The organism is Klebsiella sp. K5-204 (assembly GCF_030128585.1).
Classification (GTDB): domain Bacteria; phylum Pseudomonadota; class Gammaproteobacteria; order Enterobacterales; family Enterobacteriaceae; genus Klebsiella; species Klebsiella quasipneumoniae.
The window spans coordinates 22,632-41,521 of the sequence record NZ_JAKUZS010000001.1 but is presented as its reverse complement, the minus strand read 5'-3'; the positions used below and the strand labels follow the sequence as shown (position 1 = coordinate 41,521).

Genomic DNA, 18,890 nt, shown 5'->3' with positions numbered 1-18,890 from the left:
CGTGTTCTTCAACAAGAGTAATAACCCATCCTTCCGGATGCGTGAAAGAGCGCATCCGGAGGCAAGAAAAATAGCTAAAGCATCAGGATGCTTTTTTTATCGTCTCGGAGACTGAAGGGGTGCTGCAGTGAGCCAAATACTGACCCACGGCATATCCGAAAGTTAATGCCGGTCCCAGGGTAATACCTGCCCCCGGGTAATTACCGCCCATGATGCTAGTGGCATCGTTACCAATGGCGAACAGGCCGCGGATGGGCTTCTTCTGCTGATCCAGAACACGGTTATCCGCATCAACCGGGATACCGTTGTAGGTCCCGATATCACCAGGTAAAACCTTCACCGCATAAAAAGGCCCGCGCTCAATGGTATTGATGCAAGGATTAGGATTATGCAAAGCATCGCCCTGATAACGGTTATAGGCTTTTGAACCTTTACCAAAGATCGGATCCTGACCGTAGGCGGCATAACGGTTATATTCCTCCACCGTCGCCTTAAACTGTGCCACCTCAATGCCCGCTTTTTCCGCCAATGCTTCCAGCGTGCGCCCTTCAAGGAGATAGCCGGAGGTCAAATGGCGTTTCAACGGTAGCGGAAATGGCGCGACACATCCCAGCCCGTAGCGTCTGAGAGTTCGGCGATCGCAAACTAACCAGGCACAAACTTCACTTTTAGCATCCCTAACGTTGATCATTGCCTGCACGAAATCATGATAGGAGTTGGCTTCGTTAGTGAAACGGCGTCCCTGTCGAGTCACCGCGATAACGCCAGGCTTTGCCCGATCAATAAAGTGTGGCATCACTCCCTGACCGCCGTCCGGTCGTCGGGTTAACGATATCGGTGCCCATGCGGCGGCGTTTGGCAAATGGCTATCGACTCTCCCACCGATATTTTCAAACATATTCAGGCTGTCGCCGGTATTGGTTTCGGCTGTCGGGCTCCAGTGTTCCTTCCCGGTTGGCGTATGGGGATAGTGTTCGCTTCGTCTCTTAATATCATGAGAAAAACCGCCGGCGGCCAGCACCACACCGCGCGATGCGTAGACCGTATATAACGATCCTTCTTTTTCTACCTTTGCGCCAATGACCGCCCCCTCTTTAAGGATCAACTCCCTGACGGGTGAATTCAGCCAGAGCGGCACATTCTTATCAAAGACCGATTTAGCTAATCTGCCCATCAGAGCATTACCGTTGGTTAAGGTCATGCCTCGTCCACAGGTCAACGTTTGCCAAAAATGTTTAGTTAAACGCTTCGTGGCGTAGATGGCGGACTCCAGCGAACGCGTCGCTTTCATAAAGTGGCGAATATCGTTGCCCGACCCAATCATCATGCCAAACACTGTCAATTCAGGTAGCGGAGGTTCCAATTTGGCCAAATGTTTCCCCAACTGACGAGCATCGAACGGCTTCGCCACCATGGAGCGTCCTCCCTGCGCTGCCCCGGGAGCTTCAGCATGGTAATCAGGGAAAGTGAGAGGCATTTCAAATTTGACTGCGGTATCCTGGCTAAAGAAGGCGGCGGCTTGCGGGCCATGACGCAAGAATGCATCCACTCGTTCTTCGTTATAGCTGGCACCCCCTTCATGCTTTAAGTAACGCTTCACCGACTCAATTGAATCAAGATGGCCCCAGGCTTTAGCCTGATCGCTGCCCGGGATCCATACCCACCCACCAGATCGGGCAGCAGTGCCACCGAAACGCGCTGCTTTTTCCACAATCAGTACATTCAGCCCCTGATGTGCCGCACTTACTGCCGCTGACATACCTGCCGCACCGCTACCGACCACCAGTACGTCGCAGTGAAACTCTTGCTCTTTAGTCATCGAATCCCCCTTTGTTTCTCGCCCACCCCGGACGGTCAATATGGATTTTCTTCGCAGGCAAACTAACGCTTAATTACATAATGATCAAATAATTTGTTATTGTGTAATTATAAATTTGCGATCGATGTTACAAAAATGTATAAAAAAACCACACCTTTCGGTGTGGTCTGAGGTAAGTGAGAGAGGAGTGACGGGGAATGAAATCACAGCAAAATTCATTGCAAATAAAATGGGCAGTGCAAAAAAAATGATAAAAAACCATAAAGTTCAGTAGTTTAAATCTCAAGCTCACGCTGGAGCAACGTTGCGATAGCCTCGCTGCTCTCAGCGGATACCAGCGCCTGGCGGAACTCGGCGTGCATAATGCGCCGCGCCAGGCGCGAGAAGATGCGCATATGCTGGTCGCCCGCCGAATGCTTGTTTAGCGTCAGCATAATCACAAACTGCGCTTCTTCATCACCCCACTTCACCGGCTGCGCCAGGCGGGCGACGCTAATGGTCGACTGCTCAATATGCTCGGATTTACTATGCGGAATGGCAAAACTGAAGCCCAGCCCGGTGGAGAACACCGCCTCGCGGGCCCAGAGATCGGCCTCCAGCTTGCGTGGATAGCGGCAGCGCCCGGCCAGCAGCAGGTTATCCGTCATCCCCTTCAGCACCTCCTCCTTGCTGCGCCAGTCACTGTTGAGGGTGATGCACTGGCGGCTAATCAACGGCACATCCTGCTGGCGCATGCGGAACTGGGCCAACAGATGCTCCACTTCCAGCGAGGTACGGCACTGCATCGCCTGATTCAGCAGCTGACGGCAGGCGCGGCTGTCCAGCTGCGCCAGACGCGCTTTGGTCGCCGGGATCGTCGGCGCGCTCATGCTCAGTTCATCCAGCCCGAGGCCGACCAGCAGCGGCAGCACCGAACCTTTGGCCCCCAGCTCGCCGCACAGGCCGATCCATTTCCCCTGCCGGTGCACCGCCTGCACGGCATAGTCCAGCGCACGCAGGAAGGCCGGGTTGAGACTGTTGTAATGGCGCGTCACTTTCGCATTATCGCGATCGACCGCCAGCAGATACTGCGTTAAGTCATTGCTGCCGATGCTAAAGAAGTCCACCTCTTCGCAGCACTGATCGATGATGAACATCACCGACGGCACCTCCAGCATGATGCCCAGCGGGATTTTTTCATCAAACGGGATCTGTTCGACGCGCAGCGACTGTTTGGCCTCCGCCAACCGCTCTTTCACCCACAGGATCTCTTCCATTGAGGAAATCATCGGGATCATGATCTTCAGCGAGCCGTGCGCCGAAGCGCGTAGAATCGCCCGCAGCTGAGTATGAAACAGCGCCTGGTACTCTTCATAGATGCGCACCGCGCGGTAGCCGAGGAAAGGGTTATTTTCCGCCGGAATATTGAGGTAGGCCACCGGCTTATCACCGCCGATATCCATAGTCCGCACGATAATGCTGCGCCCGGCGGCAGGCTCCAGCGCCTGGCAGAAAATGTTGTAGAGTTCGTCTTCCGATGGCGCGCCGGGCCGGTCCATATAGAGCATCTCCGTGCGGAACAGGCCAACCGACTGCGCGCCGTTGTTGAAGGCCGCCACCGCCTCTACCGAATGGGCGATGTTCGCCGCGATCTCGACGCGGATACCGTCTTCCGTCTGCCCCGCCTTATCCAGCCATACCTGCTGCTGTTGCTGGATCTGCGCCTGAACCCACGACTCCTGCTGATAGTAGCGCGCCACCGCCGGACTCAGGTCGACCACCAGCAGCCCGGCGTTGCCGTCGATCTGCACCTGGGTATCCTCCCAGGGCAACAGTGCGTCGAGGTCAACCCCCACCAGGGTCGGGATATTGAATGAGCGGGCAAGGATCACGGTGTGCGACGTAGTGCCGCCGCTGCGCAGCAGCAGCCCTTTGAGATGCGTTTTATCCAGTTCGAGGAACTGGCTGGGGGTGAGTTCGTCGGCAAGGCAAATGGCGGCTTCCCGCAGTTGACCCGGCGCCGGGAAACGGGCTTCGCCGTAGATATGCTGCAACAGCTGGAAGCAGACATCGCGCACATCCAGCACCCGCTCCTGCAGATAGCTGCTGCCGGAATCGCGGAACTGGGCGCAGAAGTGGTCGCTGGTGGCGACGATCGCCTGGGCGCAGCTGAGACCGGTGAGGATCCCGCCGAGCAGATGCTGGCGCAGCGAGGCATCCGTCGCCAGCGAACGGTGAGCTTCCAGTATCGCGCTGGCGGTGCCGTCATTGTCCAGCAGCCGCAGTTCGATATCTTTCACCAGCAGGCGCAGGCCGTTATCCAGTGCCGCCTGCTCCTGTTCAGGACTGCTGGCGACGGGCAGTGCGCCAAGCTCGTGCAAATCGCGGGATTTTAGATGGATGAGTCTGCCCCCCGCGCTGCCGGCGCAGACCGGACTGGCATGAAACAGCATCGGGTTCAGGCGTGAGAGTGACTCCGGCACCGGCTGGACGTCCAGCGCTTGTGCCGTAGGCAGCGGCGTGTCGCAGTGAGGAAATTCATCACGCAGAAAGGCCGTTAACGCGGCGTAAGCCTCGGCTTCATCTTCGCCGCTGATAAGCAGCTGGCAGGTGTCGCCCTTCAGGGTGTTCGTGCCGATGACCGCCAACGCGCTTTTGGCATTGCCACCGGTATCGCAGCGCAGGTTCCGCCACTCAATTGCCGATGAAAAACGGTTACACAGCGTTTCGACCAGACTGGCCGGACGCGCATGCACACCGTTGGGCAAATCACATGTAAATTCAATGACCAGAGCCATCGCCTTCCTCCTGAGTAATCCATTAATTCCCCAAAAGGTAATGAAAGATGGTCAAGTGGACTAGGTGACAAAACTGGCAATTACTGGACTATTGTACACACGATACTTTTTTATGCCCGCCATCACAATTCCACCCTTTTAGCGCTCACTCCTCCTGTCATCACTAAGATTTGAGGTGGATCGCAATTCTTTTCTAACCTTACAAATATCCAGTAAATGCACTTTTTCTCTACTGTTTTATACGGCGCCCTTTTTCTAATGTTGAGCCATCAATACTGTCACGGGCCCTACAGCGCTCAGGAGCAAGCAATGAACGAACTGGTGCAAATACTAAAAAATACTCGCCAGCATCTGATGACCGGCGTGTCACATATGATCCCCTTCGTGGTCTCCGGCGGGATCCTGCTGGCGGTGTCCGTCATGTTGTATGGCAAAGGTGCGGTTCCGGATGCCGCCACCGATCCCAACCTGAAGAAACTGTTTGATATTGGCGTCGCCGGCCTGACGCTGATGGTCCCTTTTCTCGCCGCCTACATTGGCTACTCCATCGCCGACCGCGCCGCGCTGGCCCCCTGCGCCATCGGCGCCTGGGTAGGTAACAGCTTCGGCGCCGGCTTCTTTGGCGCGCTGATCGCTGGGATGATCGGCGGTCTGGTGGTCTATTACCTGAAAAAAATACCGGTCCACAAGGTGCTGCGCTCGGTGATGCCGATTTTCATTATTCCCATCATCGGCACCTTTATTACTGCCGGGATCATGATGTGGGGGCTCGGCGAACCGGTAGGCGCGCTCACGGCAAACCTGACCAACTGGCTGCAGGGCATGCGCGAAGGCAGCATCGTGGTGCTGGCCATCATTATGGGCCTGATGCTGGCGTTTGATATGGGCGGCCCGGTGAACAAAGTGGCCTACGCCTTCATGCTGATTTGCGTTTCACAGGGGGTCTACAGCGTAGTGGCTATCGCCGCCGTCGGCATCGCCGTACCGCCGCTGGGGATGGGACTGGCGACGCTGATCGGCCGCAAATATTTCACCGCCGAAGAGAGGGAAACCGGCAAAGCGGCGCTGGTGATGGGCTGCGTCGGGGTCACCGAAGGGGCGATTCCCTTTGCCGCTGCCGACCCGCTGCGCGTTATTCCGGCCAATATGATTGGCGCGGCCAGCGGCTGCGTCACCGCGGCGCTGTTGGGCGCCCAGTGTTACGCCGGCTGGGGCGGGCTCATCGTGCTGCCGGTGGTCCAGGGCAAACTCGGCTTTATCGCCGCGCTGCTGGTCGGCGCCTGCGTCAGCGCCGCCTGCGTCATTGTGCTGAAAGCGCTGGCTAAAAAGAAATCGTCTGACGCCAAAGCCGACGACGAATTAGACCTTGATTTTGAAATTAACTAACAGACTGGAAGGAACAGATTATGACCCACATTATCGCTGTCACCGCCTGCCCGTCGGGTGTGGCTCACACCTATATGGCCGCCGAATCGTTAGAAAGCGCCGCTAAGGCCAAAGGCTGGCAGGTCAAAGTTGAAACCCAGGGTTCTATCGGCATTGAAAACGAGCTGACCGCGGAAGAGATCGCCGCCGCCGATATGGTCATTCTGACCAAAGATATCGGTATCAAATTCGAAGAGCGTTTTGCCGGGAAAACTATCGTACGCGTCAATATCAGCGATGCGGTCAAACGCGCCGACGCGATCATGAACAAGATAGACAGCCACCTTTCCCAACGAGCCTGAAGCCTTAAAAGGGGCGCCCGCGCGCCCTTCGCCACAACATGGAGTTTGTCATGACGAATCGTACTCAACGCCTGAAAGCCAGCCTGTTCGCCCAACCGCGCGAAATATCTCTTGAACGCGCCCTGCTGTATACCGCCAGCCATCGGCAAACGGAGGGCGAGCCGGTGATTATTCGCCGGGCGAAGGCCACCGCCTGGATCCTTGATAAGGTAGACATTTCGATTCGTGATGATGAACTGATTGCCGGCAACCGTACCATCAAACCGCGGGCCGGCATTATGTCGCCGGAGATGGATCCCTACTGGCTGCTTAACGAGCTCGACACCTTCCCGACCCGACCGCAGGACCGCTTCGCGATAAGCGAAGAAGATAAGCGCGTCTATCGGGAAACGCTGTTCCCCTACTGGGAAAAGCGCTCAATGAAAGATTTCATCAACGGCCAGATGACCGACGAGGTCAAAGCCGCCGTCAGCACCCAAATATTCAGCGTGAACCAGACCGATAAAGGCCAGGGCCATATCATTATCGACTATCCGCACCTGTTGAATAATGGCCTGGACGCGCTGGTTGCGGAGATGCAATCACACTGCGCCCGGCAGCCTGATAACCCTTTTTATCAGGCGGTATTGATCCTGCTGGAGGCCTCTCAGCGCCATATTCTGCGCTACGCCGCGCTGGCCGAGGAGATGGCTGGACACTGTCAGGATCCGCAGCGTCAGCGGGAGCTGTTAACCATCGCCGCGATTTCGCGCCACAATGCGCAGCACCGGCCAACGGACTTCCCCCAGGCCTGCCAGCTGTTCTGGTATATGAACATCATTCTGCAGTACGAATCCAATGCCAGCTCCATTTCGCTCGGCCGTTTTGACCAGTACATGCTGCCGTTTTATCAGGCGTCGCTGAATCAAGGACAGGATCCGGCGTCGCTCAAGGAGCTGCTGGAGTCGCTTTGGGTAAAATGCAACGACATCGTCCTGCTGCGCTCCTCCAGTAGCGCACGCTATTTCGCCGGTTTTCCCACCGGGTATACCGCCCTGCTCGGTGGGCTAACGGAAACCGGGCGCAGCGCGGTCAATGTGCTGTCATTTTTATGCCTCGATGCCTATCAAAACGTGCAATTGCCGCAGCCGAATCTTGGCGTGCGGGTGAACGAGCTGATTGACCGCCCGTTCCTGCGTAAAACCGCCGAAACCATCCGCCTGGGCACCGGCATTCCACAGATTTTCAACGACGAGGTGGTGGTCCCCGCCTTCCTCAATCGCGGCGTGTCGCTGGAAGACGCCCGCGACTACGCGGTGGTCGGCTGCGTCGAGTTGTCGATCCCCGGCCGCACCTACGGCCTGCATGATATCGCCATGTTCAACCTGCTGAAGGTCATGGAACTTGTCCTGCAGGAAAATGAAGGACAACCGGAGGTCAGCTGGGAAGGGCTTATCCGCCAGATGCGCGACAAAATTCGCTATTACATCAAGCTGATGGTCGAGGGCAGCAATATCTGCGATATCGGCCATCGCGACTGGGCGCCGGTGCCTCTCCTCTCCTCGTTCATTAAAGATTGCGTGCAGCACGGTAAAGACATCACCGCCGGCGGAGCGCGCTATAACTTCTCCGGCGTCCAGGGCATCGGGATCGCCAACCTGAGCGATTCGCTTTATGCCCTGAAGGGGATGGTCTTTGACCAGCAGCGCCTTAGCTTTGACCAACTGATGGCGGTACTGAAAGCCAACTTCCAGACGCCAGAGGGAGAGAAAATCCGCGCCCGGTTGATCAACCGTTTTGAAAAATACGGCAACGATATCGACGACGTCGATAATATCAGCGCCGATCTGCTGCGCTTTTACTGCAAAGAGGTGGAACAATATCTGAATCCGCGCGGCGGGCGTTTTACGCCCGGCTCCTATACCGTCTCGGCGCACGTGCCGCTGGGCTCGGTGGTGGGGGCTACCCCGGACGGGCGGCTGGCTGGCGAACAGTTAGCGGACGGCGGCCTGTCGCCAATGGTCGGCCAGGATGCCCAGGGGCCGACGGCGGTGCTGAAATCAGTCAGCAAGCTGGATAACTATCTGCTGTCGAACGGTACGCTGCTCAACGTTAAATTCACCCCGGCGACGCTGGCCGGCGACGGCGGGCTAAACAAGCTGGCAGACTTTTTACAGGCTTTCTGCAAGCTCAAGCTGCAGCATATTCAGTTTAACGTGGTCAATGCCGACACCCTGCGTGAAGCGCAGCAACGGCCGCAGGACTTTGCCGGCCTGGTGGTGCGCGTCGCGGGCTACAGCGCCTTCTTTGTTGAGCTGTCGAAGGAGATTCAGGATGACATTATCCGCCGCACCGCGCATCAGCTGTGAGGTGATGGAGACGCGCGCCGACCGGGCGCGCATTTTTAATCTGCAGCGCTACTCGCTCAATGATGGCCAGGGGATCCGCACGGTGGTCTTTTTCAAAGGCTGCCCCCACACCTGCCCGTGGTGCGCCAACCCGGAGTCAATGTCACCCAGGATCCAGACCCTGCGCCGGCAGAGTAAATGCCTGGGTTGCGCCCGCTGCCAGCAGGATGTCGTCGAGTGTCCCTCCGGGGCATGGGAGCAGATCGGTCGCGACATGACGCTGGATAACCTCCTTCATGAGGTGCTGAAGGATGAAGTCTTCTTCCGCGCCTCCGGCGGCGGTGTCACCCTCTCCGGCGGTGAAGTGCTCATGCAGGCCGAATTTGCCGCCCGCTTTCTCCAGCGCCTGCGCCAGTGGGGGATCCGCACCGCCATCGAAACCGCTGGCGACGGGCCCTTCAACCGTTTTTTACCGGTGGCTGAAGCCTGCGACGAGGTGTTATTTGATTTGAAAATCATGGAACCTGAGCGGGCATTGTCGCTACTGCGAATCAATCAGCCGCGGGTACTGGATAATTTTCGCCAGCTGGCGGCTAGAGAGATCAACCTCATCCCACGCGTGCCGCTGATCCCGGGCTATACCATGAGCGTCGATAATTTTCGCCAGATTCTGAACTTTCTCGCACCTTTTAATCTTACAGAATTGCACCTGCTGCCATTTCATCAATACGGCGAGCCCAAATACCGTCTGCTGGGCAAACCCTGGGCGCTGGCCAGGGTGAAAGCGCCTGACGAAGCGGACATTCAACCTTATCGGGTAATGGCCGAAGCGGCCGGATTCCACGTCACTATCGGCGGTTAACGCCAGGAGGATGTTATGGACTTCAATATTATCGCCGTCACCGCCTGCGTCAGCGGAGTGGCGCACACCTATATGGCTGCCGAACGGCTGGAAAAGGTCGGTCATCATGAAAAATGGCATCTGAAGGTGGAAACTCAGGGCGCGCTCGGCGTTGAAAATCGCATTACCGCAGAAGATATCGCCCGCGCCGAAGTGGTGCTGCTGGTGACGGATATCGAAATTGACGACGCCCAGCGCTTTCGCGGCCTGCGGACGATTAAAACCAGCATCAAGAGCTTCCTGCTGCAGCCGCAGCAGATCGTCGAGGCCGTGAAAAGCATCATGAAAAAGCCGGTCGTCTATGTTGAACTTCCCTGACCGGCGACGGGCCTTACTCTACATCCAGCAACCACTTTTGCGCTGGCGTCAGGCGGCTGGCCGTCTCGGGCGTCAGCCAGCGCCGCTGGTCCTGCTGCGGCGTATCCGCGCGATCGATGTATAACCCATGCAGCACACGTCGTCTGCTGCCCTCACGATTACGCGTGCCGCCGTGCCAGGCGTGAGCGTTGTAAATCATCACGCTCCCTGCCGGCGCAGCAAACACGATTTCATCAGGGTGGGCTTGCTCCGGGTCGGCCAGTACCTCTTCCGGGAGCTCAGGACGCAGGTGGGTACCGGGGATTATCCGCGGCGCGCCATTGGCGGCGCTCAAATCGTCTATCGCCCAGATGGTATTCACCAGGTGGACTTTGGGAAAATCCGGGCGCGGCTTTTTCCAGTCGGCGTGCAGCGGCTGGTGGCCGCCGTTATATAACGCCTCGCGCGCGTTGAGGCTGGAGACTTTAAACTCGCCGTCGAAGATATAGCGGCAGGCGGAGAGGATCAGCGGATGAGCCCAGACTTTCTCCCAGATAACCCCCTTATTCACCAGGTTGGCGATCCGCGTCGCGGTCGCTTCCTGATGATGTTCCATCGCCAGATTGTCGCCTTCGCGCTCAACCAGGGTATCAATTAGCCGTCGCATTTCGCTCAGCCACTGGGCGTCAACGACGTTATGCACAACGGTGTAGCCGAGGGTGTCGAGCTCGTGTTTCATTTGCGCGCTGAGCGCCAGGCTGGCGCCTAACGCATCGAGAAAGCTAGCTGATGATGAGTTCATGTTGCGTTCCTTTTTAACGTTCCGATAACACAAACAAACTCTACTGGTCCATCCGCGGCATGACAGGAGGCGAACGCTACGAAAAACTGGACATACGTACGCGAGCCAACAAAGTGTGATGGGCGTCAACAATCACGTTTTCGGCGATGCCTGTGCTGTAGCTGACCGGGAATCCACCGCGCAAAATGGCTTAACAAACGCTGCCGGGGAGGAAAAAATAGATTATCATCAACAGGATAATGCGCATGCTGAGGGCAAAGAATGATTGAAGATCTGCCGGATATACTGCATCGGTTAATCGGTCAAAAAGATCGCTTACAGGTGAGATTTCCTGAGCCGGATATCTCCGTGCCTGCCCTTGCCTTCAACGTACCGTTTCCACGTCTGGAAATTGTGCTGGAAGGTCAGCTTAATGAACAGGGGCTGCCGCTAGCCGCTTCGACGTTAACCGCGCTGCAGGTACTCTACGTGCAGGCGGGAAAGTGGACGCTGCCGCAGTGGACCGGCCCGGCCACTACCCTGAGTATCCTGTTTGGCAGGCAGAAACTGGGATTCAGTATTCAGCGCTGGGACGGGAAAAGCCTGCACACGGAGAAGCAAAGCGTTGCCCGCCTCGGGCCGCGCGTGGGCTCTTACCTGCTGCTGAGCCTGAATGAAGTCAGCCTGCAGCCCGATCCGCTGACCGCCCGGCTGGTGGTCGCCGCGCTACTGAGCCACTGTCGCGAACAGCTGGTTGGGCTGGAAATGCGCGTCAGTCGCAGCCGGGATCTGTTTCTTGCCGTTCAGGACTATCTCGAGGAAAATCTGAGCCTGCCGCTGACGCGGGAATCAGTGGCCAGACGTTTTCACATCACGCCCAACTATCTTTCGCATATTTTCCAGAAATCAGGCTCGGTGGGATTTAACGAATATCTGACCCGGGTGCGTCTTGAAAAGGCAAAACAGCTGCTGCGCGGCTATGACCTGAAGGTGAAAGAGATCGCCCATAACTGCGGCTTTGTCGACAGCAACTATTTTTGCCGGGTCTTCAAACGCTACACCGAGCGTTCGCCGTCAGAGTATCGGCGACACTGCCGCAGCGCACAGCAGGCCTAACCTGCCGTGTCGGAATATTACGCCCACTCCACGCGCCCGCGCCCGTTGTGCTTGGCCTTGTACAACGCCTCGTCGACTTTGCGGATAAACGTCTCCTGCGCTTCGCCCGACCGCCAGGTTCCGACGCCAATGCTGATCGACAGCGGTGTTTGATGATTGATCAGGATGGTGCGGGCATTGTCGAGGATCGCCTGCGCCAGATCGTGCAGCTCAGGCTCCGACAGGCCATCGACGATAATGGCAAACTCTTCCCCACCGATACGCGCCGGCAGGACCTGCTCGCTGGTCAGTTTCGCCAGCTGTTTCCCCAGGGAAAATAACACTTCATCCCCCACCAGGTGGCCCCAGGTATCGTTGATTTTCTTAAAAAAATCGATATCCAGGATCATGAGCCCCAACGCATGTCCGGACTTTTCGCGAATGGTATCGATAAAAAAGCGGCGGTTGGGCAACTGAGTGAGCTCATCTTTTAGGGATTGCGAGCGCGCGTCAACGTACAGCAGGTTGATGCGCTCAATAATTTTGTAGACGCCCACCACGGTCAGCAGCATCCCGGAGAGGCGCAGCAGATCTTCGCAGTAGTAGCCCATCCAGCGCGGCTGAACCACCATCTCATCCATCACATCGAACGTGCCGCCGGCAATCCACAGCAGCAGCCCATAGCGCACCCAGTTGACGGCAATATGGCTCATCCGCACCTTCGCTGAGCTCCACAGCATAAACACCAGAAACAGCAGCGCCAGCATATCGATATAGAGCCCGGGGTTGGCCAGGATTTCTCGCCACGTGCCGATGGGCGGCGACACCAGCGCACAGCCGACAGCGACGGCGACGATAACCAGCAGCGCAGGCAGTAGCGTACCCCGCGCCAAAGCGGACGGAATGGGGCGTTTCGCAGGAATAAGGCATTCAGGCATAGCGATGTCTCATGGTAACCACAGGGCCGATCGCGGGACAGGATAGCAGTTAAGCGCAGCGGGACGAATGAAAAAGCGACGCGCCGACAAAACGGCGGTGAGGTAGACTGACCCCGCGGAATTGTTCCAACGTACTACCACTCCATGGCGACGAGGTCAGTGGCGCGGATACTATCGGCTAAATCCATCAGCTGATTAGCTTTCCGTGCGGCGCCACCGATAACCGGCGGCGCCTGCTCAGAGATTAGCCGCTGAACACTCGCGCCTTGCCGCTGACCGTCAGTCGTACCGTCGCGCCGGGCTGCCACGCCGGCTGGCTTACGGTTCGCAGGACAATCGGCCGATCGTGCCCGGACATCGACAGCGTCAGCGTGGAGAGCTGGCCGGAGAAATCAACATCGCGGATGGTGGCGGTACTTTCCTGCGGCCCGCTCACGCTGACGCTCAGCTGTTCCGGACGCAACATCACCTTACCTTCACCAGCAGGATGCCCTGCGTCTGTCGCCAGGTCGCCCAGCGCGCAGCTGGCCCGCCCGGGGCTCAGCCGTGCGGGGAGGATCAGGGCATCGCCGAGAAACAGCGCCGTCTCTTCATCCACCGGCTGCGCGTAAACCGCCAGCGGGGTCCCCACCTGGGCGAAACGCCCCTGGCGCATCACCGCCACCTGTGTGGCGAACGACAGCGCTTCGGTTTGGTCATGGGTCACCAGAATCGAGGCGATACCGGTCTCCGCCAGCAGATCGGCGGTCGCTTTGCGCGTGCTGGCGCGCAGTCCGGTGTCCAGGGCAGAAAAGGGTTCATCGAGCAGCATCAGCGCCGGCTGCTGGGCCAGGGCGCGAGCCAGAGCCACACGCTGCTGCTGGCCCCCGGAGATCTCATGCGGCCAGTGGCGCGCCAGGCTGTGGTCGAGGGCGACCATCTCCATCAGCGCGCCCACCCGGCGACGTTTTTCCTCGCGGCTGGCGTCCAGTCCCCAGGCGATATTGTCCGCCACATTGAGGTGAGGAAACAGCGCCCCCTCCTGCGGAACGTAGCCGATCCGACGCTGGTGGGCAGGAACAAACACGCCCTCGGCAAACAGCGGCGCGCCGTGCATCACGATCCGCCCGCTGTCGGGCGTTTCGAAACCGGCGAGAATGCGCAGCAGCGTGGTTTTTCCCGAACCCGACGGACCCACTATAGCCGTCCGGCTACCCGGCGCCACCTGAAGATGAATATTATCGAGGACCTGCGCGTCGGCGAAGGATTTCGAAACAGAAGACAATTCCAGCATGTTACAACCCTGCCATTTTTTTCGACTGCATATAGAGAACCGCCGTCAGCGGCAGCGAAATGACGATCATCAACAGCGCGTAGGGCGCCGCCGCCACGTAGTCGATCTCGCTGGTTAACGCCCAGAATCCGGTCGACAACGTGCGGGTGCCTAACGGCGAGAGCAGCAGCGTGGCGGTCAGCTCATTGCTGACGCCGAGGAACACCAGCGCGGCGCCGGCGGCCGCCCCCGGGGCGGCAAGCCGCATGGTGATACTCCACAGGGCGCGGGCCGGGCTGCGTCCGAGACTGCGGGCGACGTTTTCCAGCTCCACCGGCGCCTGGGCGATACCGGCGCGCAGGTTAATCAGCGCCCGCGGCATAAACATCAGCAAATAGGCCAGAAACAGCGTCACTTCTGTCTGGTACACCGGACGGGCATAGTGGATGGTGACGGTGACCAGCGCCAGCGCGGTCACGATGCCGGGCAGCGAGCTGGTGATGTAATTACACCCCTCCAGCAGGCGGAACAGCGGACGCGGATAGCGCACGCCGAGCCAGGCGATGGGGATCGCGCAGACCGTCGTCAGCAGCGCCCCGCCCGCCCCCAGCAGCAGCGTTTGACGCAGGGAATGCCACAGATCGGCATGCAGCCAGTTGTCGATACCGCCCAGCCACAGCCAGCGTCCCAGGACCAGCAACGGCACCCCCATCGCCAGCAACACCAGCAACAGAAGCAGCAGCTGCGCGCCGAAAGCGGCCCCTTTACCCAGCACCAGGCGCTTCTGCTCGCGCGCCGCCCCGGCGCCGATACGCGCATAGCGCGCTTTACCGCGCGAAGCGCTCTCCAGCAGCAGGATCGCCAGACAGCACAGAGCCAGCACGCCCGCCAGCATATTGGCGGCCGGACCGCTGAAGGTCGACTGGAACTGATCGTAAATGGCGGTAGTGAAAGTATCGAAGCGGATCATCACATACAGACCATATTCCGCCAGCAGATGCAGGGCCACCAGCAGCGCACCGCCGCAGATAGCCAGCCGCAGCTGCGGGAGGACTACCCGAAAGAACACTTTCCACGGCGGAGTGCCCAGCGATGCGGCGACATCTTCAAGCGTGGGATCGAGTCGGCGCAGCACGGCCGCCACTGGCATATAGATAAACGGATAGTAGGCCAGCACGGAAAGAAACACCCCGGCGCCCAGGCCATGCAGCGAGGGCGCAGCGCTGACCCACGCGTAGCTCTGAACAAAGGCTGGAATGGCCAGCGGGGCCACCGCCAGCGCCGACCACAGCTGCCGCCCGGCCAGCGCGGTACGTTCCGTCAGCCAGGCCAGCGTCACGCCAAGCACAATGCTGATGGGGACCGCCAGCACCGTCAGCCACAGGGTATTGCTGAGCAGCTCGCCTACCCGCGGGCGAAAGACCAGCGCTTTGATTGTCGGCCAGCCGGTCTCGAATCCGACCGCCACCACAAACCCTAACGGCAACAGCGCCAGCAATGAAAACAGGAGCGCTAAGGCAACCATCGGAAATGCAGGACGCCTGCGCTCGGGCAGGCGTCCTGTTTTCTTTCCGAGCGACAGACTCAGAACAGACATAGCAACATCACTTCCTCAGGATCAGAGCAGGCCAGCCTGCGTCATCAGTTCAATGACCTTTTTACTGTTCAGCAAGGAAGGTTCTACCTTCGGGGCGTCCAGATCTTTCAGCGGGGTCAGTTTCGGGTTAGAGGCCGCGTCTACCCCCACCGCATATTCGAAGGCGTTATTGGTGCGCAGCGCATCCTGTCCCTGCTTACCGGTGATCCATTTAATAAAGGCCTGCGCCTGCGCTTTATGTTTGCTGGAGGCCAGCACGCCGCCGCCGGAAATGCTGACGAAGGCCCCTGGATCCTGGTGTTTGAAGTAATACAGTTGGGTGTTTTTGCTGTTCTCGCCGGTTTTTGACTGGTCAACGAAGCGATAGTAATGGTAGATCACCCCGCCGTCGATCTGCCCGGCGTTGACCGCTTTCATCACCGTGCTGTTGCCTTTATAGGCGACAAAGTTGGTTTTCATCGCCTTCAACCAGTCGAGGGTCGCCTGCTCGCCCTTCAGCGCCAGCATCGCGCTGACGATAGCCTGGAAATCCGCCCCCGATGGCGAAGCCGCCCAGCGGCCCTTCCACTCCGGTTTTGCCAGATCCATCAGCGAGTGCGGCAGCTGCGCCTCGCTGATTTTCGCCGGGTTATAGACGAAGACGGTGCTGCGCGCGGCGATGCCGATCCAGCGACCGTGCTGAGGGCGGTACTGCGCCGGAACCTGCTGCAGGGTCGCCGCATCCAGCGGGGCGAAAAGTTTGGCATTATCAACCAGCACCATCGACGGCGAGTTCTCGGTCAGAAACACATCGGCTGGCGACGCGGCGCCTTCCTGAACCAGCTGATTACCCAGCTCGCTGTCATCACCATTGCGCAGCGTGACTTTAATACCGGTCTCTTTCGTAAATCCATCCACCCACGACTTCACCAGATTTTCGTGTTGGGCGTTGTAGACCACAATCCCGTCCTGACCGTCAGCCGCCATCCCTTGCGGCGCCAGAAACAGAGAAGCGGCAACCAGCGCTGCCGTGCGGAGGGGCGATAAGCGAGATTTCATGAACGCATCCTTAATGAAATAGGGCAATTAATGGTAAATAGCCTGAGCGGAGAGGATTAAATCACAGCAAAAAAAGAATGATAATGAAAACAATTATCATAAACTTAAAAAAGCAAAAAATAGCGCCGGTCTGTTATTAGGGATTAGAAAATGCTTAAAACCATCCGTTCCCGAAATTTAGATTAAGAAAACATTAAGCTGCGATTATTTTATTGCCTTCGTGACAGAGCAGCCGCCTCTGCACGTTATCTGCGGTCTTTGCCGGCGGGTATTGTGATACTGATCATGTTTTTAATATGCGCCGTCATCGCGAAAGATATCCCCCTTCTACGATCATTAAAAAGCCTTTACCGTCAGAGGGATGGTTAACTTTATGCACACTCACCCTGGCACGCACGATAAATGAAAGAGATAAAGCGGCGAAACGCATGGATTGCCTTTTCCCTGGCGCTGGTGGTATTTCTGGCTGGCGTGTTCGTCATTAACTGGCAACTGTGGCATTCCGACCAGGCCGCCCATGTCGCCGCCGCCCGCCAGGCGGCGACGAAAATCGCCGTTATTCTGGATGAGGCCCGCACAGCAACGGTGACGGCGATGAACGTTAGCCGCAGCGGGTGCTCGGAACAGGGTCAGTTTCAGCTCGGAACGGAGGCCGCCCTGCAGCCGCATCTGCGCACCATTATGCTGATAAAAGAGGGCCAGGTGTGGTGCTCGTCCCTGCCCGGCAACCGGGTCCTGACGCTCAGCCCTGTTTCTTTATCTGACGAACCTCTGATGCTGCTCCCGGCCAGAATGATGGTCAATAAGCGTCCGGTGCTGATCTATCAGACGCACTCAGCGCAGATCCGGGTGATTGTCACTATCAGCGACGTCCATCTGCGCGATGCGCTATATAGTGATTCGGATAGCAATGGGCTGGCCCTATGGGTTCAGGATCAAATGATTACCAGGCATGGCGATGTCCAGCCACAGGCTGCAGATCCAAGCCGGAGCGTTTTTACTTCGCCGGCCTATCCGTTTCGCATTGCCTATCCCGAGTCATCTTTTTTAAGCCCCGGCCGCCTGGTGAATAATGGCGCCGGTTTGCTGATTTTTATTTTCTCTGTTTCGCTGCTGTTTTATTTTCTGATGCGTAAATTTCTCAATGTTTACACCTCTGAAGAGGAAAAGTTGCGCTACGCCATCGCCCAGGGCTATATCGTTCCCTACTACCAGCCTTTGGTGAACGGGAAAACCGGTGAAATATACGGTGTGGAAATACTGGCACGCTGGCAAAACACCACCACGCCCTCGCGTTCACCTGCTGAATTTATACCGCTGGCCGAGCGTACCGGCTTAATTATTCCGTTGACCCGCAGCCTGATGGCGCAGGTAACCGCCCAGATGAGACCGCTCTTTAATAAACTACCGGATGGGTTTCATATCGGCCTCAACATCAGCGCGTCGCATATTAACTCGCCGACGTTTATCGATGATTGTCTGCACTTTCAGCGCGGCTTTGAGGGTAAAGCGGTAAAGCTGATGCTGGAGATCACCGAGCAGGAACCGCTGTTACTCAATGGGGCGGTGGTCGACAAGCTCAACAGGTTACACAACTGCGGGTTTTCCATCGCGCTGGACGACTTTGGTACCGGCTATTCCGGGCTTTCCTATCTGCACGAACTGGTATTTGATTACATTAAAATCGATCAGAGCTTTGTCGGTCGCGTGACCGGAGAGACGCCGTCAAGCAAGCTGCTGGACTGCGTGATAGAGATGGCCCGAACGCTTTCACTGCGCATCATTGCCGAGGGCGTTGAAACCCAGGCCCAGCTGGATTATCTCAATCGCCAGAATATTCCTCTGCTGCAGGGCTACTTCTTCTGGAAGCCGATGCCCTACGTCTCGCTGGTGATGCTCCTGCTGAGTAAACCGAAGGCACGGATTATCGAAGAATAAGCGGGCGGTCAGTAACCCGGCGGCAATCCTGCCCTGCACAAACCTCATCCCTGAGCAAACAGGTTCAGCGCCTCCTGACGGTTCTCTTTAATAGAAAAGATACGATCCATACGGGTAAGCTTGAACAGGTTCTGGATCGTCCCGTTGAGCGAACACAGCACCAGCTCTCCCTGCCCACTGACGCTCTTGAGTATGGATACCAGGGCACCCAGGCAACTGCTGTCGATAAACTCGACATGGCTCAGATCCAGCAGTACGTTTTTCGTCTCCCCGTCGATGGCCTCAAGGACCTGCTGCTTAAACGCCGAGACAACGGAAGCATCCAGTCGACGCACCAGGGGCACGATAATTTTGACGCCCTGCTCAGTATGTAATTCAACGTTCATCTTTATCCTCAATGTTG

The 18,890-nt window shown here is 57.6% G+C and carries 15 protein-coding genes and 1 pseudogene; 8 read left to right on the top strand and 8 right to left on the bottom strand.

From position 1 onward, the window contains the following. Window positions 1-82: 82 nt before the first annotated feature. Both MKR05_RS00160 and ptsP read right to left on the bottom strand, forming a co-directional pair. On the bottom strand, window positions 83-1,819 hold the full coding sequence (locus MKR05_RS00160) for an FAD-dependent oxidoreductase (protein WP_135719041.1): 1,737 nt from the start codon (window positions 1,817-1,819) through the stop codon (window positions 83-85). Window positions 1,820-2,094: 275 nt separating this feature from the next. Next, on the bottom strand, window positions 2,095-4,596 hold the full coding sequence (gene ptsP, locus MKR05_RS00155) for a phosphoenolpyruvate--protein phosphotransferase (protein ID WP_238875011.1): 2,502 nt from the start codon (window positions 4,594-4,596) through the stop codon (window positions 2,095-2,097). Window positions 4,597-4,905: 309 nt separating this feature from the next. On the opposite strand from ptsP, the gene MKR05_RS00150 reads away from it, so the two are divergent. The 5 genes from MKR05_RS00150 to MKR05_RS00130 are packed head-to-tail and all read left to right on the top strand — an operon-like array spanning window position 4,906 to window position 9,869. Beyond that, the gene (locus MKR05_RS00150) at window positions 4,906-5,982 is read left to right on the top strand and encodes a PTS fructose transporter subunit EIIC (RefSeq protein WP_023289077.1); all 1,077 of its coding nucleotides are present in this window, start codon (window positions 4,906-4,908) and stop codon (window positions 5,980-5,982) included. A gap of 20 nt (window positions 5,983-6,002) precedes the next feature. After that, complete coding sequence (locus MKR05_RS00145) at window positions 6,003-6,323, top strand: PTS fructose-like transporter subunit IIB (RefSeq protein ID WP_023289076.1); 321 nt, start codon at window positions 6,003-6,005, stop codon at window positions 6,321-6,323. Between the two features lie 50 nt (window positions 6,324-6,373). Continuing rightward, window positions 6,374-8,671 carry a formate C-acetyltransferase gene (locus MKR05_RS00140; protein WP_044521987.1) on the top strand — a complete coding sequence of 766 codons (2,298 nt, stop codon included), beginning with the start codon at window positions 6,374-6,376 and terminating at the stop codon, window positions 8,669-8,671. Continuing rightward, the gene (locus MKR05_RS00135; protein WP_102005963.1) at window positions 8,637-9,512 is read left to right on the top strand and encodes a [formate-C-acetyltransferase]-activating enzyme; all 876 of its coding nucleotides are present in this window, start codon (window positions 8,637-8,639) and stop codon (window positions 9,510-9,512) included. The genes MKR05_RS00140 and MKR05_RS00135 overlap by 35 nt, the downstream gene beginning before the upstream one ends. Window positions 9,513-9,527: 15 nt before the next feature. Then, window positions 9,528-9,869, top strand: coding sequence for a PTS fructose-like transporter subunit IIB (locus MKR05_RS00130; RefSeq protein ID WP_023289073.1), 342 nt, complete (start codon window positions 9,528-9,530; stop codon window positions 9,867-9,869). A 13-nt stretch (window positions 9,870-9,882) separates the two neighbouring features. On the opposite strand, the gene MKR05_RS00125 is transcribed toward MKR05_RS00130, so the two are convergent. After that, window positions 9,883-10,650: a phytanoyl-CoA dioxygenase family protein gene (locus MKR05_RS00125; protein ID WP_238875013.1), complete on the bottom strand. Its 768-nt coding sequence runs from the start codon at window positions 10,648-10,650 to the stop codon at window positions 9,883-9,885. A 261-nt stretch (window positions 10,651-10,911) separates the two neighbouring features. Between MKR05_RS00125 and MKR05_RS00120 the strand changes: the two genes are divergently transcribed. Further along, complete coding sequence (locus MKR05_RS00120; protein ID WP_023289071.1) at window positions 10,912-11,745, top strand: helix-turn-helix transcriptional regulator; 834 nt, start codon at window positions 10,912-10,914, stop codon at window positions 11,743-11,745. Window positions 11,746-11,762: 17 nt separating this feature from the next. On the opposite strand, the gene MKR05_RS00115 is transcribed toward MKR05_RS00120, so the two are convergent. From MKR05_RS00115 to MKR05_RS00100, 4 genes are all read right to left on the bottom strand, one after another. Next, the gene (locus tag MKR05_RS00115) at window positions 11,763-12,662 is read right to left on the bottom strand and encodes a GGDEF domain-containing protein (RefSeq protein ID WP_080819875.1); all 900 of its coding nucleotides are present in this window, start codon (window positions 12,660-12,662) and stop codon (window positions 11,763-11,765) included. A gap of 244 nt (window positions 12,663-12,906) precedes the next feature. After that, entirely contained in the window at window positions 12,907-13,935 is a 1,029-nt protein-coding gene (locus tag MKR05_RS00110) for an ABC transporter ATP-binding protein (RefSeq protein WP_023289069.1), read from the bottom strand. 1 nt (window position 13,936) lies between these two features. Continuing rightward, window positions 13,937-15,511 (bottom strand): iron ABC transporter permease, encoded by a 1,575-nt coding sequence (locus MKR05_RS00105; RefSeq protein WP_172969401.1) that lies wholly within the window; start codon window positions 15,509-15,511, stop codon window positions 13,937-13,939. Between the two features lie 21 nt (window positions 15,512-15,532). Beyond that, entirely contained in the window at window positions 15,533-16,549 is a 1,017-nt protein-coding gene (locus MKR05_RS00100) for an iron ABC transporter substrate-binding protein (protein WP_238875015.1), read from the bottom strand. A 402-nt stretch (window positions 16,550-16,951) separates the two neighbouring features. Between MKR05_RS00100 and MKR05_RS00095 the strand changes: the two are divergent. Beyond that, a pseudogene (locus MKR05_RS00095) lies at window positions 16,952-17,566 on the top strand (CSS-motif domain-containing protein); the annotation flags it as partial. Between the two features lie 111 nt (window positions 17,567-17,677). Next, window positions 17,678-18,487 carry an EAL domain-containing protein gene (locus MKR05_RS00090; protein ID WP_238875061.1) on the top strand — a complete coding sequence of 270 codons (810 nt, stop codon included), beginning with the start codon at window positions 17,678-17,680 and terminating at the stop codon, window positions 18,485-18,487. A 44-nt stretch (window positions 18,488-18,531) separates the two neighbouring features. Here MKR05_RS00090 and MKR05_RS00085 read toward each other — a convergent pair whose 3' ends face one another. Then, entirely contained in the window at window positions 18,532-18,873 is a 342-nt protein-coding gene (locus tag MKR05_RS00085) for an STAS domain-containing protein (protein ID WP_023289065.1), read from the bottom strand. Window positions 18,874-18,890: the final 17 nt, after the last annotated feature.

Bases quoted from the DNA above. Each gene is read 5' to 3' on its own strand.
- MKR05_RS00150 (WP_023289077.1), top strand. From the start codon at position 4,906: ATGAACGAACTGGTGCAAATACTAAAAAATACTCGCCAGCATCTGATG.
- MKR05_RS00160 (WP_135719041.1), bottom strand. From the start codon at position 1,819: ATGACTAAAGAGCAAGAGTTTCACTGCGACGTACTGGTGGTCGGTAGC.
- MKR05_RS00145 (WP_023289076.1), top strand. From the start codon at position 6,003: ATGACCCACATTATCGCTGTCACCGCCTGCCCGTCGGGTGTGGCTCAC.
- MKR05_RS00130 (WP_023289073.1), top strand. From the start codon at position 9,528: ATGGACTTCAATATTATCGCCGTCACCGCCTGCGTCAGCGGAGTGGCG.
- MKR05_RS00105 (WP_172969401.1), bottom strand. From the start codon at position 15,511: ATGTCTGTTCTGAGTCTGTCGCTCGGAAAGAAAACAGGACGCCTGCCC.
- MKR05_RS00140 (WP_044521987.1), top strand. From the start codon at position 6,374: ATGACGAATCGTACTCAACGCCTGAAAGCCAGCCTGTTCGCCCAACCG.
- MKR05_RS00090 (WP_238875061.1), top strand. From the start codon at position 17,678: ATGCGTAAATTTCTCAATGTTTACACCTCTGAAGAGGAAAAGTTGCGC.
- MKR05_RS00120 (WP_023289071.1), top strand. From the start codon at position 10,912: ATGATTGAAGATCTGCCGGATATACTGCATCGGTTAATCGGTCAAAAA.
- MKR05_RS00110 (WP_023289069.1), bottom strand. From the start codon at position 13,935: ATGCTGGAATTGTCTTCTGTTTCGAAATCCTTCGCCGACGCGCAGGTC.
- MKR05_RS00135 (WP_102005963.1), top strand. From the start codon at position 8,637: ATGACATTATCCGCCGCACCGCGCATCAGCTGTGAGGTGATGGAGACG.
- MKR05_RS00115 (WP_080819875.1), bottom strand. From the start codon at position 12,662: ATGCCTGAATGCCTTATTCCTGCGAAACGCCCCATTCCGTCCGCTTTG.
- MKR05_RS00100 (WP_238875015.1), bottom strand. From the start codon at position 16,549: ATGAAATCTCGCTTATCGCCCCTCCGCACGGCAGCGCTGGTTGCCGCT.
- MKR05_RS00125 (WP_238875013.1), bottom strand. From the start codon at position 10,650: ATGAACTCATCATCAGCTAGCTTTCTCGATGCGTTAGGCGCCAGCCTG.
- MKR05_RS00085 (WP_023289065.1), bottom strand. From the start codon at position 18,873: ATGAACGTTGAATTACATACTGAGCAGGGCGTCAAAATTATCGTGCCC.
- ptsP (WP_238875011.1), bottom strand. From the start codon at position 4,596: ATGGCTCTGGTCATTGAATTTACATGTGATTTGCCCAACGGTGTGCAT.